This is a genomic window from Caballeronia catudaia, from assembly GCF_001544755.2.
GTDB classification, from domain to species: Bacteria; Pseudomonadota; Gammaproteobacteria; order Burkholderiales; family Burkholderiaceae; genus Caballeronia; species Caballeronia catudaia.
Genome location: NZ_FCOF02000004.1, coordinates 138,305 through 164,241, shown reverse-complemented (window position 1 = coordinate 164,241; position 25,937 = coordinate 138,305). Strand labels below are relative to the sequence as shown.

General features: G+C 64.4%; 30 protein-coding genes. 18 read left to right on the top strand and 12 right to left on the bottom strand.

The window, feature by feature from the left end; translation table 11 throughout:
- Positions 1 to 201 precede the first annotated feature (201 nt).
- Both AWB75_RS06205 and oxlT read left to right on the top strand, forming a co-directional pair.
- On the top strand, positions 202 to 1,554 hold the full coding sequence (locus tag AWB75_RS06205; protein ID WP_407642131.1) for an OprD family outer membrane porin: 1,353 nt from the start codon (positions 202 to 204) through the stop codon (positions 1,552 to 1,554).
- 355 nt (positions 1,555 to 1,909) lie between these two features.
- Positions 1,910 to 3,220, top strand: coding sequence for an oxalate/formate MFS antiporter (gene oxlT / locus AWB75_RS06200; RefSeq protein WP_061123196.1), 1,311 nt, complete (start codon positions 1,910 to 1,912; stop codon positions 3,218 to 3,220).
- A gap of 186 nt (positions 3,221 to 3,406) precedes the next feature.
- On the opposite strand, the gene AWB75_RS37625 is transcribed toward oxlT, so the two are convergent.
- From AWB75_RS37625 to hmpA, 6 genes are all read right to left on the bottom strand, one after another.
- A complete protein-coding gene (locus AWB75_RS37625; RefSeq protein WP_159462769.1) occupies positions 3,407 to 3,583 on the bottom strand; it encodes a hypothetical protein in 177 nt (58 codons plus the stop codon).
- Between the two features lie 141 nt (positions 3,584 to 3,724).
- On the bottom strand, positions 3,725 to 3,946 hold the full coding sequence (locus AWB75_RS06195; protein WP_061123195.1) for a hypothetical protein: 222 nt from the start codon (positions 3,944 to 3,946) through the stop codon (positions 3,725 to 3,727).
- A gap of 1 nt (position 3,947) precedes the next feature.
- Positions 3,948 to 4,112, bottom strand: a complete 165-nt coding sequence (locus tag AWB75_RS38385) for an NnrS family protein (RefSeq protein ID WP_235012002.1) — start codon at positions 4,110 to 4,112, stop codon at positions 3,948 to 3,950.
- Positions 4,112 to 4,657 (bottom strand): NnrS family protein, encoded by a 546-nt coding sequence (locus AWB75_RS06190; protein ID WP_061123194.1) that lies wholly within the window; start codon positions 4,655 to 4,657, stop codon positions 4,112 to 4,114. Before AWB75_RS06190 ends, AWB75_RS38385 begins: the two co-directional genes overlap by 1 nt.
- Positions 4,658 to 4,740: 83 nt before the next feature.
- Entirely contained in the window at positions 4,741 to 5,178 is a 438-nt protein-coding gene (locus tag AWB75_RS06185) for a carboxymuconolactone decarboxylase family protein (RefSeq protein ID WP_061123193.1), read from the bottom strand.
- A gap of 214 nt (positions 5,179 to 5,392) precedes the next feature.
- Positions 5,393 to 6,574 carry an NO-inducible flavohemoprotein gene (gene hmpA / locus AWB75_RS06180; protein WP_061123322.1) on the bottom strand — a complete coding sequence of 394 codons (1,182 nt, stop codon included), beginning with the start codon at positions 6,572 to 6,574 and terminating at the stop codon, positions 5,393 to 5,395.
- A gap of 125 nt (positions 6,575 to 6,699) precedes the next feature.
- Between hmpA and norR the strand changes: the two genes are divergently transcribed.
- From norR to AWB75_RS06125, 11 genes are all read left to right on the top strand, one after another.
- Complete coding sequence (gene norR / locus AWB75_RS06175; protein WP_061123192.1) at positions 6,700 to 8,301, top strand: nitric oxide reductase transcriptional regulator NorR; 1,602 nt, start codon at positions 6,700 to 6,702, stop codon at positions 8,299 to 8,301.
- 375 nt (positions 8,302 to 8,676) lie between these two features.
- Positions 8,677 to 9,288, top strand: a complete 612-nt coding sequence (locus tag AWB75_RS06170; protein ID WP_200822937.1) for a c-type cytochrome — start codon at positions 8,677 to 8,679, stop codon at positions 9,286 to 9,288.
- Between the two features lie 57 nt (positions 9,289 to 9,345).
- A complete protein-coding gene (locus tag AWB75_RS06165) occupies positions 9,346 to 10,563 on the top strand; it encodes a c-type cytochrome (RefSeq protein ID WP_061123191.1) in 1,218 nt (405 codons plus the stop codon).
- A 39-nt stretch (positions 10,564 to 10,602) separates the two neighbouring features.
- The gene (locus AWB75_RS38030) at positions 10,603 to 10,773 is read left to right on the top strand and encodes a hypothetical protein (RefSeq protein WP_087086495.1); all 171 of its coding nucleotides are present in this window, start codon (positions 10,603 to 10,605) and stop codon (positions 10,771 to 10,773) included.
- A 27-nt stretch (positions 10,774 to 10,800) separates the two neighbouring features.
- Positions 10,801 to 11,367 carry a cupredoxin domain-containing protein gene (locus AWB75_RS06155; RefSeq protein ID WP_061123190.1) on the top strand — a complete coding sequence of 189 codons (567 nt, stop codon included), beginning with the start codon at positions 10,801 to 10,803 and terminating at the stop codon, positions 11,365 to 11,367.
- Positions 11,357 to 12,982: a cbb3-type cytochrome c oxidase subunit I gene (locus AWB75_RS06150; RefSeq protein ID WP_061123189.1), complete on the top strand. Its 1,626-nt coding sequence runs from the start codon at positions 11,357 to 11,359 to the stop codon at positions 12,980 to 12,982. Before AWB75_RS06155 ends, AWB75_RS06150 begins: the two co-directional genes overlap by 11 nt.
- Entirely contained in the window at positions 12,979 to 13,788 is an 810-nt protein-coding gene (locus tag AWB75_RS06145) for a c-type cytochrome (protein ID WP_061123188.1), read from the top strand. Before AWB75_RS06150 ends, AWB75_RS06145 begins: the two co-directional genes overlap by 4 nt.
- Before the next feature lie 73 nt (positions 13,789 to 13,861).
- On the top strand, positions 13,862 to 14,374 hold the full coding sequence (locus tag AWB75_RS06140; RefSeq protein WP_061123187.1) for a GNAT family N-acetyltransferase: 513 nt from the start codon (positions 13,862 to 13,864) through the stop codon (positions 14,372 to 14,374).
- 105 nt (positions 14,375 to 14,479) lie between these two features.
- A complete protein-coding gene (locus AWB75_RS06135) occupies positions 14,480 to 15,535 on the top strand; it encodes an NAD(P)/FAD-dependent oxidoreductase (RefSeq protein ID WP_061123186.1) in 1,056 nt (351 codons plus the stop codon).
- Between the two features lie 6 nt (positions 15,536 to 15,541).
- Positions 15,542 to 15,769, top strand: a complete 228-nt coding sequence (locus tag AWB75_RS06130; RefSeq protein ID WP_061123185.1) for a hypothetical protein — start codon at positions 15,542 to 15,544, stop codon at positions 15,767 to 15,769.
- Positions 15,770 to 15,927: 158 nt separating this feature from the next.
- Positions 15,928 to 16,449 (top strand): hypothetical protein, encoded by a 522-nt coding sequence (locus tag AWB75_RS06125; RefSeq protein WP_087086506.1) that lies wholly within the window; start codon positions 15,928 to 15,930, stop codon positions 16,447 to 16,449.
- 6 nt (positions 16,450 to 16,455) lie between these two features.
- Here AWB75_RS06125 and AWB75_RS06120 read toward each other — a convergent pair whose 3' ends face one another.
- Positions 16,456 to 16,749, bottom strand: coding sequence for a hypothetical protein (locus AWB75_RS06120; protein ID WP_061123183.1), 294 nt, complete (start codon positions 16,747 to 16,749; stop codon positions 16,456 to 16,458).
- A gap of 230 nt (positions 16,750 to 16,979) precedes the next feature.
- Between AWB75_RS06120 and AWB75_RS06115 the strand changes: the two genes are divergently transcribed.
- The 3 genes from AWB75_RS06115 (at position 16,980) to AWB75_RS06105 (ending at position 18,804) form a co-directional block, all read left to right on the top strand.
- Complete coding sequence (locus tag AWB75_RS06115; protein ID WP_061123182.1) at positions 16,980 to 17,597, top strand: OmpW/AlkL family protein; 618 nt, start codon at positions 16,980 to 16,982, stop codon at positions 17,595 to 17,597.
- A gap of 198 nt (positions 17,598 to 17,795) precedes the next feature.
- On the top strand, positions 17,796 to 18,347 hold the full coding sequence (locus AWB75_RS06110; protein ID WP_061123181.1) for a hypothetical protein: 552 nt from the start codon (positions 17,796 to 17,798) through the stop codon (positions 18,345 to 18,347).
- A gap of 58 nt (positions 18,348 to 18,405) precedes the next feature.
- Complete coding sequence (locus AWB75_RS06105) at positions 18,406 to 18,804, top strand: GFA family protein (RefSeq protein WP_061123180.1); 399 nt, start codon at positions 18,406 to 18,408, stop codon at positions 18,802 to 18,804.
- 8 nt (positions 18,805 to 18,812) lie between these two features.
- On the opposite strand, the gene AWB75_RS06100 is transcribed toward AWB75_RS06105, so the two are convergent.
- A complete protein-coding gene (locus AWB75_RS06100) occupies positions 18,813 to 19,823 on the bottom strand; it encodes a zinc-binding alcohol dehydrogenase family protein (RefSeq protein ID WP_061123179.1) in 1,011 nt (336 codons plus the stop codon).
- An 89-nt stretch (positions 19,824 to 19,912) separates the two neighbouring features.
- Here AWB75_RS06100 and AWB75_RS06095 point away from each other — a divergent pair, with 89 nt between their 5' ends.
- Positions 19,913 to 20,812 (top strand): NAD-dependent protein deacetylase, encoded by a 900-nt coding sequence (locus AWB75_RS06095; RefSeq protein ID WP_061123178.1) that lies wholly within the window; start codon positions 19,913 to 19,915, stop codon positions 20,810 to 20,812.
- Between the two features lie 3 nt (positions 20,813 to 20,815).
- On the opposite strand, the gene AWB75_RS06090 is transcribed toward AWB75_RS06095, so the two are convergent.
- On the bottom strand, positions 20,816 to 22,084 hold the full coding sequence (locus tag AWB75_RS06090) for an aminotransferase class V-fold PLP-dependent enzyme (RefSeq protein ID WP_061123177.1): 1,269 nt from the start codon (positions 22,082 to 22,084) through the stop codon (positions 20,816 to 20,818).
- A 294-nt stretch (positions 22,085 to 22,378) separates the two neighbouring features.
- On the opposite strand from AWB75_RS06090, the gene AWB75_RS06085 reads away from it, so the two are divergent.
- The gene (locus AWB75_RS06085) at positions 22,379 to 24,037 is read left to right on the top strand and encodes a methyl-accepting chemotaxis protein (RefSeq protein WP_061123320.1); all 1,659 of its coding nucleotides are present in this window, start codon (positions 22,379 to 22,381) and stop codon (positions 24,035 to 24,037) included.
- 4 nt (positions 24,038 to 24,041) lie between these two features.
- On the opposite strand, the gene acuI is transcribed toward AWB75_RS06085, so the two are convergent.
- From acuI to AWB75_RS06070, 3 genes are all read right to left on the bottom strand, one after another.
- Positions 24,042 to 25,034, bottom strand: coding sequence for an acrylyl-CoA reductase (NADPH) (acuI, locus tag AWB75_RS06080; RefSeq protein ID WP_061123176.1), 993 nt, complete (start codon positions 25,032 to 25,034; stop codon positions 24,042 to 24,044).
- A gap of 61 nt (positions 25,035 to 25,095) precedes the next feature.
- The gene (locus AWB75_RS06075) at positions 25,096 to 25,533 is read right to left on the bottom strand and encodes a PRC-barrel domain containing protein (protein WP_061123175.1); all 438 of its coding nucleotides are present in this window, start codon (positions 25,531 to 25,533) and stop codon (positions 25,096 to 25,098) included.
- Positions 25,534 to 25,696: 163 nt separating this feature from the next.
- Entirely contained in the window at positions 25,697 to 25,912 is a 216-nt protein-coding gene (locus AWB75_RS06070; RefSeq protein WP_061123174.1) for a hypervirulence associated TUDOR domain-containing protein, read from the bottom strand.
- Between the last annotated feature and the right edge of the window lie 25 nt (positions 25,913 to 25,937).

The following is a 25,937-nucleotide window of genomic DNA, read 5'->3' as shown; positions in this document are numbered from 1 at the left end:
GCGGCCCGTGCGCCGCCCCGCCTTTCGTCCGTTTGCCCGACAGCCCGTATGCCCCGACGTTTTTATCGACGTTGCGAGCAGGGCGTTTTGCAATCCTTAGTTTCGATAAAGCCGTCAGCAGTTGAATCAATAAGTGGAGATCTTTTCGTGATAAAACAAAAACGTTCACTCGCGCTATCGATTTTGTTGTTCAGCGGGGTCATGGCCGCCGCGTTCGCCGCGCACGCCGATGAATCCGATACTCAACCGCCGTCACGCCACACCGAAGCGCCGCCGGATTCTCCGCCGAATACCGAAGCGGACGCGCCGGTGAGCAATCAGACGAAGGCGAAGGGTTTCATCGAGGATTCGCATTTGAATATGCTGTTGCGCTCCTTCACCGAGCATGACGAGTTCAAGGGCGCGGGCAAGAAAGACGCGTGGGTGCTTGGCGCGCAGGCCGTATTCGAATCGGGCTATACGAAAGGACTGATCGGGCTGGGCGCCGACGTGTCGCTCTTCGGCGCGTTCAAGCTGAACGGCGGGCAGGGCGCGGGCAATCGCGTGCATGTGTCGTCGAGCGTGGACCCGAGCGGCGCGAATCAGCTCGCGTGGGCCTATCCGGGCGTGTGGGACGTCAAGGCGCGCGTGTCGAACACGGTGCTCAAGTACGGTCAGCAACTCTTCGACAACCCGTTCCTCGTGCCGCACGACAACCGCGCGTTGCCGCCGACGTATCGCGGCTTCTCACTCGCAAGCGACGAAATCAAGAACCTCACGCTGAAGGCCGGCACGGTCGACGGCGTGATCGCGCGCGGCATGACGACGGTCACCGGTCTCAAGACGGAATACGGCGGCACGCACGTCTCGCGGTTCACGTACTTCGGCGGCGACTGGACGCACGGCGACGATACCTCCGTGTCGCTGTACGGCAGCGTCGCGAACGAGGTGTGGCAGCAGTACTACCTGACGGCGACGCAGAGCATCGGCGATCCGAAGGGCATCCAGTGGACCGGCTCGCTGAACTACTACTACACGGGCGCGATCGGCGACAAGCGGCAAGGCCCGATCACGAACAACGCTTACTCGCTCGCGCTCGCCGGCACACACGGCGCACATACGGTGCAGTTCGCGTTCCAGCAGATCGTCAGCGATCAGACGTTCGACTACATGGGCCAATCCGCGGGCGACTATCTCTCGAATTCGCTCGACGTGGACTACAACCAGCCGCACGAAAAATCAGTGAGCCTCTCGTACACGCTCAACATGAAGCAGTACGGCGTGCCGGGCCTCAAGCTCACCATGTGGAGCGCCTATGGCTGGGGTGCCGATGGCAGCGCGATGGCCAACAGCGGCACGGCGCAGGCGGCGAATTACATCATCGACGGTCAGCCGATCCACGGCACGCACTACGAATTCGGCGTGATCCCGAGCTACACGGTGCCGGACGGCAAGTTCAAGAACACGTCGGTCAAGTTCTACTACATGCATCATCACAGCAACAGCGCGTACTATCCGGACGGCTCGAGCGACGTGTTCCGTTTGATGGTCAACGTGCCTGTCAACGTGTTCTAGAAAACGCCGAATTCACCGCAGCGTAAATCCTACAAAAATACCTGTTTACATTACGTTTAACTTTCATTTATAAAGAGAGGGCGTGCTGCGGATTGCCATGTCTCGCCCACGCTCATCGCCCGGCAGGGCTTTCTCTGCCGGGCTTTTTTTTGTCTGTTCGAAGCCTTGGCCACTGCAGCTTTCAAGTGCTTACGACGACCGCTCGCATCAGTGAAAACCCCGCCAATTCTTTCGCTTGACTTACTTGATATATCACATACTGTGTATATGCGGCGCAGCTTGGAAACGCGTTGCGCGAGGCGCCGTTCGGCGTCCGATTACACAAGGCAGATTTGCCAAGGAGACAGGCATGGGAATGAACCAGAAGGACCGCGAAGACAAGGCGTCGCGCCTGGCGTCGCCGTGGGTGCAGTTGGTTTTCGGCGTGATTTGCATGGCGATGATCGCCAACATGCAGTACGGCTGGACGCTCTTCGTCAACCCGATCGACGAGAAGTATCACTGGGGACGCGCGGCCATTCAGGTCGCCTTCACCATCTTCGTCGTGACGGAAACATGGCTCGTGCCAGTGGAAGGCTATCTCGTCGACAAGTACGGGCCGCGCCCGGTCGTCGTGGGCGGCGGCCTTCTATGCGCGATCGCGTGGGCGCTCAATTCGGTGGCGTCGTCGCTGCCGTTGCTGTACTTCGCGGCGGCGGTTGGCGGTGTGGGCGCGGGCGCGGTGTACGGCACGTGCGTCGGCAACGCGCTCAAGTGGTTCCCGGCACGGCGCGGGCTCGCCGCGGGCATCACGGCGGCGGGCTTCGGCATGGGCTCGGCGGCGACCGTCGTGCCGATCGCGCACATGATCAAGTCGAGCGGCTATGAATCGACTTTCCTCTGGTTCGGTCTCGGGCAGGGGCTCATCGTGTTCCTGCTCGGCATGGCGCTGTACGCACCGCCCGCGCAATTGCTCGCGACGGTGAAGAGCACGGTCAAGGCCGCGGTCTACAACGCGAGTCCGAAGCAGGTGCTGGCGTCGCCGATCTTCTGGGTCATGTACCTGATGTTCGTGATGATGGCCGCCGGCGGTCTGATGGCGACCGCGCAGCTCGGGCCGATCGCGAAGGACTTCGGCCTGCACGATTCGCCCGTGTCGCTGCTCGGTCTCACGCTGCCCGCGCTGACTTTCGCGCTCACGATCGACCGCGTGCTCAATGGGCTGACGCGGCCGTTCTTCGGCTGGGTGTCGGACCGCATCGGACGGGAGAACACGATGTTCATCGCGTTCGCGATCGAAGCGGTGGGCATCGTCGCGCTGTCGAGGTACGGGCATGATCCGGTGGCGTTCGTCGTGCTGACCGGCATCGTGTTCTTCGCGTGGGGTGAGATCTACAGCCTCTTCCCGGCAACGTGCGGCGACACCTTCGGTCCGAAGTTCGCGGCGACCAACGCGGGTCTGCTCTATACGGCGAAGGGCACGGCCGCGCTGCTGGTGCCGTTCTCGAGCGTCATCACGACGATGACCGGAAGCTGGCACGCGGTGTTCATGCTCGCGTCGGGGATGGCGGCGGTATCGGCGTTGCTCGCGATCTTCGTGCTGAAGCCGATGCGTAATGCGCATACGCAGAAGCATGCGCGTGCTTCATCGCTGGACATGTCGTACACGCCCATCGTGAAGGAGTGATACGGCTGAGGCGGGCGACCCGGCGTGTCGCCCGTTTTCTACTTATCGAGCTCGCGCTCTCCGCTTTTTGCGACTGATGATGATGCGGCGTGTGCGCCGCATTGCGGATGCGCGATTTTATCGTGCCGCCGGCAGGTGGTCTCCTCGCTCTCTAATCCCCGTGATCCAGGCAGCACGACGGGCGTTCTACGGCGACGCGCGAAACGAAGGCAGATGACGCCGCGGATTCGATGCGCGGCGCTGAGCGACGCAATGCGCGAAGCGCGGCATGCGGGCGTCGATGCTGGCGATCCGCGCGACGAAGGCCAGCGCACAAGCCGGCGATACGAGAGCGAGCAGAGCCAGACTGATGTGAGCGTTCATGCCAATCTCCAGTCGATGTCGATGTTGCCCAGTGACTGTAGTGTGGCCGCGAGCGGCGCGCGGGCCAACCCGGCTCGCGCGGGGAGTCCGCGAATATTCAGGAGATAGACGAAGCGAGCCCCGCATTGGTGGGGAAGACGTTCAGAACCGCGTGCCCACGCTGCAGCCGCCGAAGCCGCCGCCATTGGTCGCAAAGCCGTTGCAGCCGAAGAGGCCGCAACCGCCGAGCGTGAGGGATACGGCGACGAGCGCCGCCGCGCGGCGCAAAGAAATCGAAGGTGTTTCATGGTGACATCGGAAAGGGAAAGCCGAGCGCGAATTCTCGCGGAACGCGCTCGTCACGATGTCAAAAAGCGTCGTCACCTTAACCTGGCTTGCCGTCCTCGCGCGCCCTGAAGAGTGGCGCAGCATACGCGGCGACATAGAGCGCGAATGCAAGCACCCAGCCGATACCGGCCGCGAAAATCCATGTCGAATGCCATGAAGGCGCGGCGAGCGGCCCGAGCACGCGCAGTGCGCCCGCTGCCATCACGAGCGCGTAGCACGCGATATCGCCGCCGCGTTCAGCGCGCCGAACGCAAGCAGCACCACCGCGATGAAGTAATTGCGCCGGTTGCCCGCTTTCACGAGCACGCGCAGCAGCAGGAACGCGGCGACGGGCAGGAACGCGCTATCGACGATCGCAGCCGGCAGCGCCTGGCCGCTCCACACGAGCACGCGCCCCGCGAGCCAGAGTAGCGCGAGCGCGGCGAGCGTCGCGCCTTTTGCCGTGTCGTGCCCGGTCCGCGCGCGCACGGCGGTCAGCAGAAACCCGGCGACGATCGCCGCAGCGAAACCGAACACCATCTCGTGCGCGTGCCAGCCAATCGGGTCCGCGCGCAGCAAATAGCCGCCGAAGACCGGCACGCCCGACAGCACGAGCAGCCACACGCTCAGCGCCACCGCGCCGAACGCCGCGCCGCACAGATAGAACGTCCGGAAGCCAAGATTGAACGGCGCGAAGCGCCGCCGATGTTCCGGCTGCCGCCGCTCCGGCGCCACGACGAAAACGGTGTTGGGTTCTGCGATCTTCATGACATCCTCACGATGAAACCGTCACTCGCGAGCGAGCAACGAAATAACCCGCGCCGGCGACATGAGAACGTCTCACGAAGTCATCACGCCGGCATTTTGCGAAACGCGATCGAAAAGCGGTTCCAGCTATTGATCGCGTTGACGAGCAGCGTCAGGTCGACGATTTCCTCGTCGCTGAAATGCGGCTTCACGGCTTCCCACACGGCATCGGGCACGCGGCCCTGCGACACCAGCGTCAACGCTTCGGTCCACTCCAGCGCGGCGCGCTCGCGGTCGGTGAAGAACGGCGTTTCGCGCCACACGACCACCGTCGCCAGCCGCCGATCCGTTTCGCCGCCCTTGCGTGCATCCGCCGTGTGCATGTCGACGCAGAACGCGCAGCCGTTGATCTGCGATGCACGCAGGCGCACCAGTTCGGTCAGCGATTTTTCGAGCGACGACTTGCCGATACGCTCTTCGATGCCGAGCATGGCTTTGATCGCGGCGGGGCTGGCTTTGTAGAAATCGAGACGGGGTTGCATCGACGTATCCTCTTTGCCTGGGTTCGAACAGTGCGCCAGATCGGCGCGGCAAGAGAAGATTAGGTGTCGAGGTGGTTTTTTGAAATGACCGTTTTTGCGGATTTTCAGGTAACCAGTAAACGCGATCCGAAGCCCTTCGTCGCGGACACCGCGCGCAAAAAAACCGCGGAGCGAATGCGCCGCGGGTCGAGAGGCGCAGTGTCACGCGCGAAGATCAATCGAGCGCCGCGGCCGGGCCGAAGAACTCGTAGCGGCTCTGCGTCTCGGGCACGCCGAGCGCCTTCAGATGCCGCTTCACGGCCTTCATGAACGCCTTCGGTCCGAGGAAGTACGCATCGACGTCGCGGTTCTTCGGCAGCCACGTGTCGAGCAGCTTTTCATCGACGAAGCCGATGCCGTGCGCTTCATGATCGCCATCGCGCTGGTGCTCGTAGCAGTAGAAGCGCTTCAACTGCGGATGGCGCGCCGCCAGGTCTTCGATGACCGCGCGGAACGCATGCACGCCACCGTGCCGCGCCGAGTGGATGAAGTGGACAGGGCGCTTCGTTTCTAGCGCGGCGTGCAGCATCGCGAGCGTGGGCGTGATGCCGACGCCGCCGCTGATCAGCACGAGCGGCTTTTCGCTGGCTTCGAGCTTGAAATCGCCGGCGGGCGGATAGAGATTGAGCACATCGCTCTCATGCACCTTCTCGTGCAGGAAGTTCGACACCTTGCCGTTTGCCTCGCGCTTCACGCTGATGCGATATTCGCGGCCATTGGGCGCAGCCGACAGCGAGTAATTGCGGCGCAGTTCCACGCCGTCGACGAACACGCGCAGTCCGATGTACTGACCCGGATGGAAATCTAGCAGCGCGCCGCCGTCTTCGGGCACGAGATAGAACGACGTGATTTCGTCGCTTTCCTTCACTTTGCGCGCGACGACGAAGGGCCGCGTGCCGCGCCATCCGCCCGGCGCCTGTTCGCGCTCGCTGTAAATGCCTTCCTCGAGGCCGATCAGCAGGTCGGCGAGCTGGCCGTAAGCGGCCGCCCATGCGTCGATGACGGCGTCGGTGGCGATCTCCTCGCCGAGCACTTCGCGGATCGACGCGAGCAGGCAGCGTCCGACGACCGGATAATGCTCGGGCTGAATGTTCAGCGCGACGTGCTTGTTGATGATCTGCCCGACGAGCCCGCCGAGCTTCTCCAGTTCGTCGATATGCCGTGCGTACATCAGCACGCCGTTGGCCAGCGCGCGCTGCTGCGCGCCGCTCGCCTGATGCGCCTGATTGAACATCGGGCGCACTTCTGGGTACTCGGTGAGCATCTTGTTATAGAAGTGCCTGGTGAGCGCCTCGCCGCCGCTTTCCAGAAGGGGGACGGTTGCCTTGACGATGGCGCGGTGTTCTGCTGACAGCATTTTTCGATTCCTCGTGTGATGAAGGCGGGAGCGGGGCGCTTCCGCATCGAAAATCTTCGGCAGAATCTTATACACGAACCGTGCCAGAGTAGAATTGTCGATAAATCAATCGTTTAACGCTCAACATGGTCGATTCGACTCTAGTCAAAAAGACTGCCGAAGTAGTCGCAATGACTTCGCGAGTGCTGCTGGATGCACTCGTTCCGCTCATCGAGGATCTGTCGGTCGCGATGCCCGACACCGAGCGCTACAGGCGTTTGCTGCACACGCTGCGCGCGCTCTTTCCCGGAGACGCGACCGCGCTCTTGCGGCTCGACGGAGACACGCTCGTGCCGCTCGCCATCGACGGGCTTTCGAGCGACACGCTCGGCCGGCGCTTTCGCGTGAGCGAGCATCCGCGATTCGCGCGCATCCTCGCCCGCGAAGAGCCCACGCGCTTCGCCGCCAGCTCCGATCTCCCCGATCCCTACGACGGCCTCGTGAAAGGTGTCAGCGGCAATCTGGAAGTGCACGATTGCCTGGGCTGCCCGCTCGTCATTCACGGGCGCGCGTGGGGGCTGCTCACGCTCGACGCGCTCGATCCCGCGCGTTTCGATGGCATCGACATGGCGTCGCTGCAGGCGTTTCTGAGTCTCGCGGCGGCGACCGTGAGCGTGGCCGAGCGCATTGATACGCTCGCGCGCACGAGCGAGGCCGAGCGCCAGCGCGCGGAGGTGTATCGGCAGGCGAGCGGCCCGCGTCGGCGCGAGATGATCGGCAGCAGCGCGCCGCACAACCGTTTGCAGGAAGAGATCGCGATCGTCGCGTCGAGCGATCTGACGGTGCTCGTCACGGGGGAAACGGGCGTCGGCAAGGAACTCGTCGCGAGCGAGATCCATGCGCTGTCGCCGCGCGCCGACAAGCCGCTCATCAGCCTGAACTGCGCGGCGCTGCCCGATACGCTCGTCGAGAGCGAACTGTTCGGGCATGTGCGCGGCGCGTTCTCGGGCGCGTCGTCGGACCGGCGCGGCAAGTTCGAACTCGCCGACGGCGGCACGCTCTTTCTCGACGAAGTCGGCGAACTGCCGCTGCCCGTGCAGGCCAAGCTCCTGCGCGTGCTGCAGAACGGCCAGTTGCAGCGCATCGGCTCGGACAGCGAGCACAAGGTCGACGTGCGGCTGATCGCCGCAACGAATCGCGATCTCGCCGAGGAGGTGCGTGAAGGTCGTTTTCGCGCGGATTTATATCATCGGCTGTCGGTGTATCCGCTCGTCGTGCCGCCGCTGCGCGAGCGCGGGCGCGATGTATTGCTGCTCGCGGGCTACTTTCTCGAAGAGAACCGCTCGCGTCTCGGGCTGCTGAGTCTGCGTCTGTCCGCCGACGCGCAGGCCGAGCTGCTCGCGTACCGATGGCCCGGCAACGTGCGCGAACTGGAGCATCTGATCGGGCGCAGCGCGCTGAAGGCGCTCGCGGCGCATCGGGAGCGTCCGCGCATCCTGACGCTGACCGCCGCCGATCTCACGCTGTCCGGCGATGGCGCGCCAGGCACGCCGGCGCTCGCGCCCGCTCCGGTGTCGCCGCTGCCCGCGCCGGGCGCGGACTTCCGCGAAGCGGTGACGGCCTATGAGCGCACGCTGATCCTCGACGCGCTCAAGCGTCACAACCAGAACTGGGCGTCGGCCGCGCGCGAGCTCGGCATGGATCGCGCGAATCTCAATCGTCTCGCGAGGCGGCTCGGGCTTAAGTGAGCAAAGCCGTTGCTTGTCTCGAAAAAATGCGATTCATTGTTCAAACGCAAAAGACGATCACATGTGTCACACGCATCGACGCGACGCATTGAGACAATTCTGAATATAGGAAAAACGGGCGGTCTCTCCTAAGATCAGAAAAGCCAAGCGCAACCCATCGGCAGCAAGCACATTGCAGCGCCTTGAAAAACCGCGTTGGGTACGAGCAACACGCGCCCGACAAATCGAACACGGCAAATCGACAACGGGGGTTACGTGCGAAACGTGGCAAAGCGCAGCGCTTTCGTGTTCTCCGCGCTCTTCGCCTTTTTCGGCATCGCGGCGTCGGCGGCGGACGCCCCGGGCGGTGCGCCCCTCGAACGCGCGCCGGACACGATGCAGGCCCGCGTGATGGGCTGTGCGGCCTGTCACGGCGCGCACGGCGAGGGCACCGATAACGACTACTTCCCGCGTCTGTCCGGCAAGCCTGCCGGCTATCTGTACAACCAGCTCCTCGCTTTTCGCGACGGCCGGCGCAAGTATCCGCCGATGAACTACCTGCTCGCGTATCTGCCGGACCCGTATCTGAAGCAGATCGCCGACTACTTCGCGGGCGAGCGTCCGCCGTTTCCACCGCCCGCCGCCGTCACCGTCGATGCGAAAACGCTCGATCTCGGCAAGACGCTCGTCACGAAGGGCGATGCGTCACGGAAGGTGCCCGCGTGCGTCGCCTGCCACGGGACGTCGATGACCGGCATGGAGCCCGCGATACCCGGTCTGCTCGGCCTGCACGCGGAGTATCTCAGCGCGCAACTCGGCGCTTGGCGCTACGGCACGCGTTCGACCGTCGCGCCCGACTGCATGGGACAGGTCGCGAAGCTGCTGTCCGAGCGCGACATCACTGCGATCGCCGCCTATCTCGCGTCGCTGCCGGCGCCGGCCAATCCGGTGCCCGTCGCCGCCGGCTCGTTCAAGATGCCGCTCGCGTGCGGCAGCGTTCACAACTAACCGAGGACCGACGTGCTCCGATTTCGACATCTCCGAGCGCTGACCGTCGCGGTCTTCATGGCGGCGTGCGCCGCGCCCATCGGGCAGGCCGTGGCGCAGGGCGCGGACCCGGCCACCGTCAAGCGCGGGGAATATCTCGCGCGCGCGGGCGATTGCATCGCGTGCCACACGCTACCCGCGGGCAAGACCTTCGGCGGCGGCCGTCCGATGGACACGCCCTTCGGCACGCTGTATACGCCGAACATCTCCTCGGACAAGGAGACGGGCCTGGGCCGATGGACCGCCGACGAGTTCTACGCAATGATGCACACCGGCAAGTCGCGCGACGGCTCGCTGCTCTATCCGGCGATGCCCTTCGCGTCCTACACGAAGGTGACGCGCGCGGACTCGGACGCCATCTACGCGTTCCTGATGTCCACGCCGGCCGTGCATCAGCCGAACCGGCCGCATGAACTGCGCTTTCCGTTCAACAAGCGGCAACTGCTGCTCGGCTGGCGCTCGCTGTTCTTCAAGCAGGGCGAATACGAGCCCGATCCGAAGCAATCGGTGGAATGGAATCGCGGCGCGTATCTCGTCGAAGGTCTGGGGCATTGCTCGATGTGCCATACCGCGATCAACGCGCTCGGCGGCAACGTGACCTCGAAGGCGTTCGAAGGCGGCCTGATCCCGATTCAGAACTGGTATGCGCCGTCGCTCACGTCGAACAAGGAAGCGGGTCTCGGCGACTGGAGCATCGACGAAATCGTCGGACTGCTGCACGCGGGCGTGAGCAATCGCGGCGCGGTGTACGGACCGATGGCCGAAGTTGTTTACGACAGCCTGCAATATCTGACCGAAGGAGACGTGCGCGCGATGGCCGTCTATCTGAAGGCGCTGCCCGCGCGCTCCGGCGACAAGTCCAGCCCGCCGAGCCAGGCGGTCGTCGAGCAGAAGACGAGTCTCTCGCCGCTCGGCAAGAAAATCTACGACGCGCAGTGCGCCGAGTGTCACGCAACGCAGGGCCAGGGCAAGCCGCCCGATTTCCCGCCGCTCGCGAACAACCAGTCGATCGTGATGAATTCGGCCGTGAACCCGATCCGCATGGTGCTGAACGGCGGCTATCCGCCGGGCACGTTCAAGAACCCGAAGCCTTACGGCATGCCGCCTTTCGCGCAGTCGCTTTCCGATGTCGAAGTCGCCGCGGTGGTCACGTATATCCGCACCGCGTGGGGCAATCGCGGCACGCCGGTCACGGTGAAGGAAGTCAACGAATTGCGTTCGGCGCCACTTTATTGAGCATCGCTTTTGAGCATTGTTTCGAACATCGACCACACCATGAACGAAGACCCGAAGCAAGCCGCGCCGGAAGACGCGAAGGTCGACGAGATCGTGAAGCGCGGCCCGTCGGGCGCGATCGCGCTCGCGGGCATCTCGACCGCGATCGTGATCGGCATCTGGTTCGTCTTTTACTTCGCCGTGTTCCTGCCGCGCGGCGTGATCCAGTGATTCGCAAGGTTTATTAAGGCATCGCATATGGCCATTGATCCAAGCTCGCACGACGTCGCCGACAGAGTCGAACGGCGCTGGGCGATTCTCGTACTCGCGATCGTCGTCGTGCTGGTGGCGATGGTCGTCTACACCGGCCTGCACTGGGCGATGATGCCGCCTTCGCGCGTCGAGACGGTGCGCCCGGAAACGCTGCACGTGTCGGGCGAGTTCATCGAAAGCAATCTCGGCAGCGCGCCCGAGGCGGACGGCTCGGTGACGGTGCGCATCGTCGCGCAGCAGTACTCGTTCACGCCGCAATGCCTCGTCGTGCCGGCGGGCGTGCCGGTCACGTTCCGCGCGACGAGCTCGGATGTCGCGCACGGCTTTCTCATCACCAATACGAACATCAATTCGATGCTGGAGCCGGGCTACGTCTCGACCTTCAAGACGACCTTCGACAAGCCCGGCGAGCATTTGATGCCGTGTCACGAGTTCTGCGGCACCGGGCATCAGAACATGTGGGCGCACGTGAAGGTCGTCGATCGCGCCGAATTCAAGCAGATGGCCGACACGCTGCCGGCCAATTCGCGGAGAGTGTCCTGTGTTAAATAGCAAGCGCCTCGTACTCGCGCATTTCTGGCTGGCGTTCGGCGCCTTCGGCGTCGCGCTGTTGCTCGGCGCATGGCAGATGCTCGTGCGCAGCCCGCTGCATCCGTGGCTGCAGAATCCGGAGCTTTACTATCGTTCGGTGACGGAGCACGGCACCGTGATGGGCTATGCGTTTCCGACGCTCGTCGCGATGGGCTTCGGCTATGCGGTCAGCGAGCTCGCGCTGAAGCGTCCGCTCGTTGGCCTGCGCTGGGCGTGGCTCGGTTTCTGGCTCGTCGCCATCGGCGCGGTGACGGCGACCGTGCCCGTCGCGATGGGTCTCGCGTCCGTGCTCTACACCTTCTATCCGCCGATGATCGGCAACGTTTTTTATTACGTCGGCGTCGTGCTCGTGGTGGTCGGCTCGTGGGTGTGGGTCGCGCTGATGTCGGTGAATCTGGCGTCGTGGAAGCGTGAGAACCGGGGCAAGACGATCCCGCTTCCCATGTTCGCCACGGTCGCGGGCGCGTATCTGTGGGGCTGGACGGCGGTGGGCGCGGCGATCGAAGTGATCTTCATGATCCTGCCGGTGGCGATCGGCTGGAAGACGACCATCGATGCCGGCCTCGCGCGCATCTTCTTCTCGTGGACGCTGCACGCGATCGTTTATTTCTGGCTGGTGCCGGCGTATATCGCGTACTACACGATCATTCCGCGCGCCATCGGCGGCCGCCTCTACAGCGATGCGATGGCGCGCATCTCGTTCATTTTGTTCCTCGTCGTGTCGATGCCGATCGGCATGCACCATCTCTTCGCCGATCCGCAAGTCGGATCGGGCTTCAAGTTCCTGCATTCGGTGTTCACCGCGCTCGTCGCCGTGCCGACTTTCCTGACGGTCTTTACGATCTGCGCGTCGGTGGAGATCGCGGCGCGGCTGCGCGGCGGCAAGGGGCCGTTCGGCTGGATCAAGGCGCTGCCGTGGGACAACCCGATGATGCTCGCCGTCGCGTTTTCGTTCGTGATGCTCGGCTTCGGCGGCGCGGGCGGGCTCATCAACATGAGCTATCAGCTCGACTCGACCGTGCACAACACCCAATGGATCACGGGCCACTTTCATCTGATTTTCGCGGGCGCGATCGTCATCATGTACTTCGTGATCGCGTATGACTTGTGGCCGCATCTGACGGGCCGTGCATTGCAAAGCGTGAAGCTGATGCGCTGGCAGTTGTGGCTGTGGTTCGTCGGCATGATCGTGCTGACGTTTCCGTGGCACTTCGTCGGCATTCTGGGGATGCCGCGGCGCATGGCCTTCTACGACTACAAGGACCCGGAGATTGCGGCGCAGGCGCTTTCGGTGGTGATTTCGGTGATCGGCGGATTCATTCTCGTGGTGTCGGCGGTGCTGTTCTTCATCGTGCTGATCAAGGGGCATCGTGCGCCGAAGATCGCGGTCGAGGAGTTTCGCTTTAGCCGCGCGGTGCACGAGCCGCGCAGCCTGCCGGTGGCGTTGAACAGCTTCGCACTGTGGCTCGCGCTGATGATCGGGCTGACCCTCGTCAACTACGGCTTTCCGATTGCGCAACTGATCGCGCGGTCCGATACGGCGGTGCCCGCGGTGCCGATCGGAGCACAGCGATGAGCGACGAACGCCTCTTCACGTTCCGCAACCGCTGGTTCACGGTCAGCGTTGTGGGCACGATCGCCCTTGCGGTCGTATCGATCCTGATCGGCTTCGTGTGGTTGCCTTCGGTGCAGCGCGATGCGCAGTTCACGGGCATCTGGAACGCGATCTGCAGCGCGGCCGGCGTGCCGCGCAGCTGGTACGCGGACGACCAGGTGATCATGGCGCCGAAGGTGAAGCTCACGAGCGTCGAAGTCACGCCGCAACTGCTCGTCGACGTGAACGCGAACTCGATCGGGCGCGGCGCGACGCTGGCCTTGCGCTGCACAATGTGTCATGGCGAGCGCGGCATGAGCGAGGCCAACTCGCCGAATCTCGCGGGGCAGTATGCGTCGGTGATCTACAAGCAACTGATCGATTTTCAGAAGGGCGCGCGGAGTAATGCGGTGATGTCGCCGATGGCGATGAATCTTTCGGATCAGGATATGCGGGATCTTGCCGCTTACTATGCGAGCCTGCCGAGGCCGCCCGCGCAGCGCAAGGTGAGCGATTCGCTCGCGCCGCCGATCGTCGCGCATGGTGCGCCGATGCGCAATATCGCGCCGTGTGCGGCGTGTCATGGTGGCATCGATAACAAGGCTGGCAGCCCTTGGCTCGATGGATTGCCTGCTTCCTATACCAAGGCGCAGTTGGTCGCGTTTGCCAACGGGACGCGGACTAACGATATCAATGAAGTCATGCGCAATGTTGCGCGGAACATGACTTCTGAGGAGATCGATGCGGCGGCGATGTATTACGCGAGAGAGTTGAATGCGGGGAAGTGATGGTCTTTTCCGGCGAAATCCAAATCGAACGCTAAAATCCGCGTCTCATCACCTCGCCACCGAGTTATCCGAAATGAAGTCACCCCCACGAATCCGACCCGAACACCCCTCCGACATCGCCCCGATCGAATCCCTGACCGCCGCCGCCTTCCTCGACATGCCGTATTCGAGCCACACGGAGCACTTCATCGTCAATGCATTGCGCCGTGCAGGACGCCTGACCCTGTCCCTCGTCGCGATGGAAGCCGATGACCTCGTCGGACACATCGCGATCTCGCCCGTCTCCATCACGGGAAACGCAAGCGCCTGGTTCGGCCTCGGCCCACTCTCGGTGACGCCCATGCGTCAACGCGAAGGCTTCGGCAGCGAGCTCGTGAAAGAAGCGCTCGCGCATCTGAAGCGCGATGGCGCCGCGGGCTGCGTCGTACTCGGCGATCCGGACTATTACAGCCGCTTCGGTTTCAAGCCAGAACCCACACTCGTGCTCCCCGACGTTCCCGCCGAATATTTCCAGGCGATCGCGTTTCAAGAAAACGCTCCGACCGGAACCGTCGCTTTCGACAAAGCCTTCGATGCACGCGCCTGAGTCCAATCGCCGCTAAGCCAAAAGGGGCTTCGTTGCCCCATCAAAGCGCTTTCTGTATCGTGGCCCGGAGAATGCTGAAAAGCAAAGAACCGGAAAAGCCCCGAAATGGAACCCCAACGCGAAGCGATAAAAACCGACGTATTGATCATAGGCGCAGGCCCCGTAGGCCTATTCGCCGCCTTCGAAGCCGGCGTGATCGGCCTCACGTGCCAGATCGTCGATACGCTCGGGCGCATCGGCGGGCAGTGCATCGAGCTCTATCCCGACAAGCCCATCTACGATATCCCCGCGATCCCGTCCTGCACCGCGCGCGAGCTCGTCGATCGTCTGCTCGAACAGATTCGTCCCTTCGACGTGCCCATCCATCTCGATCAGCGCGTGCAGTCCGTCACGCAGCGCGAAGACGATCATCGCTGGACGATCGAGACTGAAAACGGCATGACCTTCGATGCCGCCGCGATTCTCATCGCCGCAGGCAACGGCGCCTTCGTGCCGCAGCGCCTGCAATTGCCCGAAGTCGCCGCGCTCGAAGACAAACACGTGCACTACAGCGTCTCGCGCGTGGCGGATTTCGCCGACAAGGAAATCATCGTCGCGGGCGGCGGCGACTCGGCGCTCGACTGGGCGCTCGCGTTGAAGGACATCGCAAAGAAGCTCACGCTCGTGCATCGGCGCAGCGGTTTCTCGGCAGCAGCCAACTCCGTCGCGATGATGAAACGCGCAGTCGATGCCGGCGAGATGGATTTCGTCGTCGGGATGATCGAATCGCTCGATGCGCCCGATGGCACGCTGCGCGGCGCGCGCATCAAACAGATCGAAGGCGCGAGCGATATCCCCGTGGACGAGATCGTCGCGCTCTACGGTCTCGTCTCAGAGCTCGGGCCGATCGCGACATGGAATCTCGATGTGCGCGGCGGACGCATCGAAGTGGATACGTCGAACTATGAATCGTCGCGGCCCGGCATTTTCGCGGTCGGCGATATCGCCAACTATCCGAACAAGCAGAAGCTCATCTTGTCAGGCTTTCACGAAGCATCGCTCGCATTGCGCAGGGCTTATGCGTACGCGTATCCCGAGAAAAAGCGCGTCCACGTGCATTCGAGCTACGACGCGAAACTCGCCGAGCGCGTGAACGCCGCGCACGCGGCCGATAGCGCATAAGCCGGCGTGATCGCACGCATCGTCGCGTGGCTGCTGCTCGCCGTGCTCATCGGAGCAATCGCGTTCGGCTATGCGCTGTGTTCCAGGCGCATCGCGCTGCCCGAACGCTACGACCCGTTCGCGCCGCTCGATGCGCGCGCGCCGCGAGGTCCGCTCACGCGCTTCAAACTTTGGCGCACGATGCACGACCCGCAACTCCGCGACGCGGCGCTCGCGGGTTCCGGCCTCGTCTAGTTTTCGCACGCGCTTTTCGAAGTGATCCGAGCGCTCGCGCGCCGACGTGTCACGGCAGGTTCGCTAAAATTCGAGATGAACGCGGCACGTGCGGCAGTGCGCGCCGATGAATCCACCTCGACATATCGGAACAGCGAATGACGAAACAAGAGACCGCCATGCAAGATCCCTACGAACGACGCGCACTGCTGCTGCATCTTGGCGATGTGCTGGAGACGGTGTTTTGCCTGAGCCAATGCGCCGACGATTATGCGAGCATCGGCGATGCGGTGAAGGGCAACGATGCGCTCGCGGGCTTCACGCTGCTCGGCTTCGTCGACGACAAGATGACGCCGCGCGATTTCATCCGCCGTGCTACGGGCGCGTTTTTCGTGTGGCCGAAGGGGCTGCTCGATGAAACCTTGAATCGCCCGATGCTCGCCAACACCGTCAAGCACGATCTCTTCGCGGATAACGCGCCAGGGTGGGATGCGTACGTGACAGAGCGGCGCAACGACGTGCCGTGGTTTGGGGAGGATCTGCCCGATACCGCGGTCAGCGCGGCGCCGGCGCACGAGGCTGAGCCATCCGCTCCCGCTCCCGCTCCAACGCCCGCGGAGAAGCGGGGCGCCAAGGCTGCGTCCAGGAAACCGTCTCGCTACGCCACGTGGCCGTGGCCGGACAAGCCCTCCGACGCCTGATCGCCGCTACTGCTTCTTGCCCATGCCGCTTGCGCCCGCATCGAAGCCGAGTCCGTTCGGCCGATCGGGCTTTGCGCCTTTGCCCGCGGACTTTTCGCCGGGGCGCGTCTTCAGCGCGTCGCTGGCGTTCGCGGCGGCGGCCGCGGGCGGCGTGACGTTCTTCTCTGAATACGCGGGCGTGCTGTCGTAGTCGAGCTTGTTCGGTTTCTGCGGCGCCTGCTGCGCGCTTGCCACGACGGCTAGCGTGCCGCCGAGCAGGATTCCCGCCATGCGCCCGAGTGTGCCGAGTGTGGGTTTCATCTGCTGCCTCGCATCTGTTCTGCACTTTCCCTTTGAGTTAGCAAGGCGTGGACCCGCTTTCCGGCGGCTTTCGAACACGTTACTTGTCCGCGCGCAAGCGGGCGGCATGCGAGTGTGCATGCGCACGGCACGGTTGACTGCCATCAAAGGCGGAACGGCGGCCTGACGGGACAATTCTCATTTTTAACGTGGGAAAGATAGAAATGAGAAAAGGTCTCGGGGCCATCGTGATGGCATGCGCGGCGCTGTTCGCGGGCACGGCGCAGGCAGCGGGCGAGACGTCGTCGAACAGTTCGATAGACGGCATTCACGCGGGCGACATTCTCGTGCGGCTGCGCGCGATCAGCATCCAGCCCGACGTGTCGGCGGGCGGCGCGCTGGGCACGCTCGGCGTCGGCGTCAACAACGCCATCGTGCCCGAGCTCGACTTCACGTACATGTTCACCGACCAGATCGGCATGGAACTGATTCTCGCGACGTCACGGCATCAGGTGACATCGAATATCGGCGGGCTTGGCGGCGTGGGCGTGTTGCCGCCTACGCTGCTCCTGCAATATCACTTCAATCACGCGGGCCGCGTGCGTCCGTACGTCGGCGCGGGTCTGAACTACACCTACTTCTACAACGACAAGCTGAAGGCCGGCGACACGCCGGTGTCGATCACGCGCAGCAGCTTCGGTCCGGCACTGCAGGCCGGCGTCGACGTGCAAGTGGCGAAGAACCTGTTCGTCAACGCGGACCTGAAGAAGATCTGGATGCGTACCAGCGCGTCGGCCAATGGCGCGGATCTCGGCTCGCTGAAGATCGATCCGTGGGTGATCGGCGTCGGCGTCGGCATGAAGTTCTGACGCACGGCTTCCCGTGGGTGTGCGCCGGGCCGCTCACGTCTGAAAAATTGGCGGAAGATGCCAGTGCTTCTGGCGTGGACGGTTTGGCGGTCGCGGTATCCTTGGCAGCAGGCCCGGCGCAGACTCGCGCCGCCGAGATATGTGTGAGCGGTGCGGCCTGCAACGACAAAAAACACCGCATCGGGGAACTGCAAGCCAATGAGACCTTCCACTTACGCGGGAATCGCCTTGCTCGCGGCGTGTGGCGCCGCCTTCGCGCAGCAGCCGCTCACCGTGCCCGGACGCAGCCAGTCCTCATGGCAGCAATCGGTCGATAACGCCGCCTGCTACGGCTACGCCAACCAGACGACGAAAGTGAACATGGCGCGCGAGCCGCAGACCGCACCGCGCGACGCGCCGCGCGAAACACGCGTGCTCACGCCGCCGCGTCCGGTCGAGCCGCCGTTGCCGGCGCTTGCATCGGGCGCGCACGGCGCTTCTGCCGCGGTGCCGGCATCGGGTGCGGCGGCGGCCGTCGCGGCGTCGGGTGCACCGGCGGCGATGGTAGCGGGCGCTTCCGCGCCGCGCGACGCATCGTCGGCCATGCCCACGCTTCCGGCATCGATTGCGGCCGGGGCTTCCGGCGCATCCGACGCCATCTACGGCGGCGACATGAAAATGCCGCCGCTTCCGCCGCCCGAACCGCCGATGGTGCGCTACTGGCGCGCCTACAGCGACTGCATGTCGAACCGCGGCTACTTCGTGCGATGAATCACCGGCAAGCGCCCGGATCATGCCGGGCGTTGCCGATCGGGGGGAGAAACGACGCATGAGCTCTCAGCCGATCCACGCAGGCGGTTGCGCATGCGGCGCAGTGCGCGTGCGCGTCACGGGCGAGCCGAAGGAAGTGAATCTGTGTCACTGCATGACGTGCCGGCGCATTCACGGCGCGCCGTTCGGCGTCTACGCAATTTTCACGCGCGCGGCGTTCGATGTATCGGGCGGCACGGTGGCGTGGGAAAGTTCAGCGACAGGCAAGCGCCATCATTGCCCGACATGCGGTTCGCCCGTCTATCTGGCGTTCGATGGCGTGGACGAGATCGAAGTGCCGACCGGCATCTTCGACGAAACCGGGCTGTATCCGCCGCAGTATGAAATCTGGTGCAAGAGCGCCGAGCCGTGGCACGACGCGCAAGGACGCCCGCGCTTCGCACGCGGCGCGCCCTGACTAATCCATCAACACTCGACGATCGCCTTCACGACGCCCGCTTTCGGATCGAGCAGCGACGAGAAGCGCTCGGGCACGTCGGAGAGCGTCAGACGATGCGTGTTGAGCGCATCGGTCGGCACTTCGCCTTTGCGCATCGCGGCGAGCACCGTCTCGAAGTCCTCGGGCGTCGCGTTGCGGCTCGCGAGCAATGTCGCTTCGCGCTTGTGAAACTCGGGATCGGCGAACGAGATGCGGTCCGGCACGATCGACACCAGCACATACTTGCCGCCATGCGCGATGAACTCGAAGCCGCGCTCCATCGCGCGTGAGTTGCCGGTCGCGTCGAAGACGACATCGAAAAATTCGCCGTTCGTCAGCTTCGACAGTTCTTCCTTGTCATGCTCGCCGATCTGCACGGTCGCGTCGGCCTTCAGTTCCCGCTTGCAGAACGCGAGGCGGTCTTCGCGCGTGTCGAGCGCGGTGACGTTCGCGCCGCGCAGCCGCGCGAAAGTGATGGCCGCCATGCCGATCGGACCGGCGCCGACGACCAGCACGCGCTGTTTCGGCTGCACGTCCGCGCGTCGCACGGCATGCGCGCCGATCGCGAGGAATTCGACCATCGCGGCCTGATCGAGCGTCACGCCTTCCGCCTTGTGCACGAATTGCGCGGGCAGGTTCAGGTATTCGGTGAACGCGCCGTCGCGATGCACGCCCAGCACCTGAATATTTACGCAGCAGTTGGTCTTGCCCTGACGGCACGCGATGCACTTGCCGCACGACAGATAGGGCATCACATAGACGGTGTCGCCCGCCTTCAGGCCGCTCGCCGGGTCCGCTTCCTCGATCACGCCGGAAAGTTCGTGGCCCATCACACGCGGATACGAAAGATACGGCTGATTGCCGGTGAAGATGTGCAGGTCCGTGCCGCACACGCCGACGCGCTTCACGCGCAGCAGCACTTCGTTTTCGCCGCGCTGCGGTTTCTCGCGCTGTTCGGCTTTCAGGGTTCCGGGCGTTTCGCAAATGACGGTCAGCATGCTTGTGTCTCGTGGTGTCTTTGGAGTGGGGCGTCAGACAATCTAACGAGGTGCGCCGATTTGGTCAAGCCAATTTCAATATTCTAAAAGTGGTAAGGCCAGCGGCGCGCGGTTTCGCCTTATATTTTCACGACAACGACGCGCACCCCACGCGCGAGAAAGGACGGAACGTGCAGCAGCTTCATGAATTCGTCGAACGGCATCCGCGGCTTTTCGTGCTCTCGGGCGCGGGCATCAGTACGGAGTCGGGCATCCCCTGTTATCGCGACCGCGAAGGCCAGCGCACCGGCCGCGCGCCGATCCTGCTGAAAGATTTTCTCGGCTCCGACTATGCGCGGCGGCGCTACTGGGCGCGCAGTCTGATCGGCTGGCCGGTGGTCGAGAAGGCCCGGCCGAACGCCGCGCATCACGCGTTGCGAGCGCTCGCGGCGCGCTCGCGGGTGCATCGGCTCGTCACCCAGAACGTCGATGGACTGCACACGCGCGCGGGTAATCCCGATGTGATCGAGCTGCACGGCAATATCGGGCGGGTGCGTTGCATCGAATGCGGCGAGCGGCACACGCGCGGGGCGGTGCAGAACATGCTGGAGGCGGCGAATCCGGGTTTCGTCGGTTACACGGCGCCCGCAGTGCCGGACGGCGACGCGCAGATCGAAGATCTGGACTTCGCCTCGTTCGATGTGCCCGGCTGCACGCGCTGCGGCGGCGTGCTCAAGCCCGACGTGGTGTTCTTCGGCGAGAGCGTGCCGCGCGTGCTCGTCGACGACGCAGCGCGCTCGCTCGAAGCCGCCGACGCGATGCTCGTCGTCGGGTCGTCGCTGATGGTGTATTCGGGCTATCGCTTCTGCGAATGGGCCGCGAAGAGCGGCAAGCCGATCGCCGCCATCAACATCGGCAAGACACGCGCCGATGCGCTCCTCGCGCTCAAGATCGAAGCGCCGTGTTCCGAAGCGCTCGAACGCCTGATCGAGCGGCTCGACGTGCGCTGACGCTTATTTCGATTCGCGCGACAGCGTTTCGATGCCTTCGAGCAAACGCGCCGCGTCCGACATCGTCGAGAACAGCGCGGGCGTCACGCGCACGACTTCGCCCGAGTCAGGGCCGGGGCGCGTGACGGTGAACACGCCGAAGCGCTCGCGCAATGCGGCGACGATCGCGTCGCAGGCGTCTTTGGTCGCGCGTCCGTTCAGCCGGAAAGCGGTGATGCCCGCGCTCATCGACGAATTCGTCGACGCATCCGCGGGCGTCATGATCTGCACGCCGGGCAGCGCGCGCGCCGGTTCCGCCCACGCGTCGCGCAACGCCCGCAGACGCATCTCCTTCGCCTTCGCGCCGATGCGCCGGTGCACGTCGAGCGCGGCCGGCAGCGTGAACCACGCGGCGAAGTTCGGCGAGCCGGTGTGCACGCGCGCGCGGATGTCGTCGGCGGGCCAGGTGCGGTCGCCGAAATACGGGTCGATCGACGCGACATGGCCACGGCGGATATAGATCGCGCCACAGCCGAGCGGCGCGCCGATCCACTTGTGCAGATTCAGCGCGGCGAACGGCGCGTTCAGATCGGGCACGTCGAAATCGAGCTGGCCCCACGAATGCGCCGCGTCGACGATCACGTCGGCGCCCGCATCCTTCGCCATCGCCGATATGTCCGCGACGGGCAGCACAAGACCCGTTGCGAAGCACACGTGCGAGAGCAGCACGAGCCGCGTGCGCGGATGCTCGCGCAACGCCTTCGAATACGTTTCGAGCACGGCTTCGCGCGTCGCGGGTTCGGGTATCACGATCCGCACCGGCGTCACGCCGCGCCGCTCGCGCAGCCATTCCATCGCGTCCTTGCCGCACGGGTACTCGAGATCGCTGTAAAGCACGGTGTCGCCCGGCGCCAGCCGGTTGTAGCCGCTGATGAGCGCGAGCAGCGCCTCGGTTGCGTTGCGCGTCAATTCGATTTCCTCGACCGCGCAGCCCATCGCCGCCGCGAGACGCTCGCGCAAGCCTTGGTACAGCGTCATCAGATGCGGCCGGATGAAAAGCGTCGTTTCGCGATTCACGCGCTCGGTCCAGTGCTGGAACATTGCTTTGACCGGCTCGGTCATCGCGCCCCAGAAGCCGTTTTCCAGATTGATCAGCGCGTCGGAGTGATGCCACAGGCCGCGCACCGCGTGCCAGTAGGCTTCGTCGACGGCGAGGTTCGTGGTGGGCGCAGCGGGAAGCGCCGCGAGCGCGGCTTCGAATTGGGGCGTGCGGTAGTCGAGGAAATCGGGCATCGGAGCGCGAGGGTGAATTGAACGTAAGCGGGCACGAGCGTTCAGTATCGCCGATCACCGATGCAGGTAGGCAATTACCGAAGCGAAACCGGCCGTTCCGACCGCGCGGATCGCACAAAATGCGGACCGTCCGAATTTTTTACCCTTCAGACGAAAGCACGCCCGCCGTAATCAGCAGTAGAGCGCCCAATCCGACCTGCGGGCAGACGTTTGCCCGTGCGGTGCAGGATGCCGCGCAAAGCGAAACGCGATGGCGCCGTTTATCTGTCGAACAGACCTGAGAGAACCCACAACATGAACCTCGAGAACATCGCGATCAAGAACAAGTTGATCGCAGGATTCGGCATTCTGGCTGTACTGGTCGTGCTGGTTGCAGGCATGTCGCTGCGCGCGCTGTCCAATGCGACGGAGAGCTTCGCCGATTACGTGAACGGCATCAATGCACGGGCCGATGTCGCCGCGCAGATCCGCACGGCCGTCGATCGCCGCGCGATTGCCGCGCGCAATCTCGTGCTCGTCACGAAGCCCGCCGATGTCGAGCTCGAGAAAGCCGAAGTCACGCGCGCGCACGAGGACGTGCAGACGCGGCTGAAGCGTTTGCAGGACATGATCGCCGCCGCGACCGATGCGAGCGAGAAGGCGAAGAGCCTCGTCGCCGAGATGGCGCGTGTCGAGGCGCTGTACGGGCCGGTGGCGGCGGATATCGTCGCCACCGCGCTCGCGGGCCGGCACGAAGAGGCGGTCGTCAAGCTGGACGAGCAGTGCCGCCCGCTGCTCGCGCAACTCGTGAAAGCCACCGACGACTACGCGACCTACACCGCCGCGCGCCGCGAAGAAATCGTGCGCGCCGACGAGGCCAGCTACCACGCACAGCGCAACGTGCTGATCGCGTTGTGCGCGGTGGCGGCGCTCTTCGCGGCCGGCGCGGGCATCGCGGTCACGCGCTCGATCACGACGCCGATCGGCGAGGCGGTCAGCATCGCGCAGACGGTGGCGCGCGGCGATCTGACGAGCCGCATCGTCGCGCAGCGGAAGGACGAAACCGGCGACCTGCTGCGCGCGCTCGCCACGATGAACACGCGCCTCACCGAAACCGTCGTCCGCGTGCGCGAAAGCAGCGGCGCGGTGGGCGGCGCGGCGAAGGAGCTCGCGTCGGGCAACACCGATCTGAGCCAGCGCACCGAAGAGCAGGCCGCTTCGCTCGAAGAGACGGCGGCGAGCATGGAAGAACTCACGTCGACGGTGCGTCAGAACGCCGAGAACGCGCAGCAGGCAAGCGCGCTGGCGTCGAACGCGTCGGATATCGCGAAGAAGGGCAGCGATGTCGTCGGCCGCGTGGTCGACACGATGAACGGCATCAGCGACAGCTCGGGAAAGATCGCGGAGATCACCGGGATCATCGAAGGCATCGCGTTCCAGACCAATATTCTTGCGCTCAACGCGGCGGTCGAGGCCGCGCGCGCGGGCGAGCAGGGCCGCGGCTTCGCAGTCGTCGCGAGCGAAGTGCGCAGCCTCGCGCAGCGTTCGTCGACGGCGGCGAAGGAGATCAAGGAACTGATCGCGGATTCGACGACCAAGGTGCGCGACGGCGCTGTGCTCGCGGACGAAGCCGGCACCACGATGGCCGAAGTCACGCAGGCCGTCGCGCGCGTGACGGACATCATGCAGGAGATCGCGGCGGCGTCGGCGGAGCAGGGACGCGGCATCGAGCAGGTGAATCAGGCGATCACGCAGATGGACGAAGTCACGCAGCAGAACGCAGCGCTCGTCGAAGAAGCGGCGGCTGCGGCCTCGTCGCTCGAAGATCAGGGGCGCAGGCTCAACGAAGCCGTGGCCTTTTTCAAGATGGAAGGGGCGGCGCTTGCGCCGATTGCGCCACGCGCGCCGGTTGCAAAGTCCGCGCCGCGCGTGGCCAAGCCGGTCACGGCCGACAAAGGCTGGAGCGCCATCTGACGCTTCAGGCGTTGACGTCGACGATCACGCGCCCCTTGATCTCGCCGCGTAACAGACGCGCGGCGGCTTCGGGCGCGTCGGCGAGCGCAATGGACGTCGCGACGCTCTCGATGGTCGCGACCGGCACTTCGTCGGCAATCGCTTTCCATGCCGCGATGCGCCGCGCGCGCGGCACATAGACGCTGTCCACGCCCAGCAGCGCGACGCCGCGCAGGATGAACGGCGCGACCGTCGCGGGCAGATCCATGCCTTGCGCGAGACCGCACGCGGCGACCGCGCCGCCATAGCGCAGGCTCGCGCAGACGTTGGCGAGCGTATGGCTGCCGACGCAATCGACCGCCGCGGCCCAGCGTTCTTTTTGCAGCGGCTTGCCCGGCTCGGACAGCGTCGCGCGCTCGACGATATCCGCCGCGCCCAGCGCGCGCAGCCGGTCGGCTTCCTCGGGACGTCCCGTCGACGCAATCACGCGATAGCCGCGCTTCGCCAGAATCGCGACGGCGAAGCTGCCGACGCCGCCGTTCGCGCCGGTCACGAGCACGTCGCCGTCTTTCGCGCCGACGCCGTGCTTTTCCAGCGCCTGCACGCACAACATCGCGGTATAGCCCGCGGTGCCGACGGCCATCGCCTGGCGCGTCGTGATGTTCGCCGGCAGCGCGATCAGATGATCGCCCGGCACGCGCGCCTTCTGCGCGAGTCCGCCCCAATGCGTTTCGCCCGCGCCCCAGCCGTTGAGCACGACCTTGTCGCCGGGCTGGTAGTCCGGATGCGAGCTCGTTTCGACGACGCCCGCGAAGTCGATGCCCGGCACCATCGGCCACTTGCGCACGACCGGGCCTTGGCCGGTGATCGCGAGTCCGTCCTTGTAGTTGAGCGTGGAGAATTCGACGCGCACGAGCACGTCGCCATCGCCGGATGTTGCAAGGCTGGATTCGTCGATCGACCGAATGGACACGACGGTGCGGTCGTCCTGTTTGTCGAGCATGAGGGCGCTGAACATCGGCGGGCTCCGGTTGGCATGAAGTAGAGAGGCGGCACGCTGGCCGCCTCCGATGGCTCGATCAGTGATGCTCGAATTCCGCGCGCGGCTTGGGCGTGGCCTTCACCTTGTTGTACTGGAATTCGGGTAGCGCCTTGATCGCGTCCTTGGTCGCGCCCGCGAGCACGAACTGGCCGTTCTTCACGTCGAGTTGCTCGATGGGAATCGCGACGTCGTGACGCGCCACGCCGAGAAACTTGTTCGCCGCGATGATCGCGAACGAAACCGATTTGTCGGGTGCGACGATGATGTCATTGATCACGCCGACGCGCTGTCCCTGTTCGTTCACGACGGGTTTGTTGAGAACGGATTTCTTGACGCTCCAGCCGTCGATGATGGCGGTCGAGACTTCGACCGACACGCCGAGCGGCTGGGTTCCGGCGACCTGGGCGAACGATGCCGTGGAAGTCAGGCCAAGTGCCGACGATGCAACGAGCAGTGCCACGAGTTTCGATTTCATTGGTTCGATTCCTCAAAGGTTTGGGCAAACCGGGTCAATGGAATGCGCGATTCAAGCTTCCGGCGCGGTAGAAGTTTGAACGCTAATCGTGTTTCTTGCAGAAGCGGTGTAAGGTCGCGCCGCGCGCACCGCAATAGTGCGACCGTGCGGCGCGACCGGAAGCTCAATGAGCGATGCGCTTGAGCGCGTCGGCCTTGTGCACGGCGCGCTTGCCGCTCTTGTCGCTTTCGACCTCGAAATGCGGATCGTCGCGCGATGCGTCGACGGTGTGGCCGTCGAGCGTCGTGCGTTCCGTGACGACGCGCACGATGCGCCCCGTCGTCTCGCCTTGCGGCGTATTCCAGCGGACATGATCGTGCAGCTTGAAGGACTGGCTCATGGCGTCGGGCTCCTCGGGAACGTGA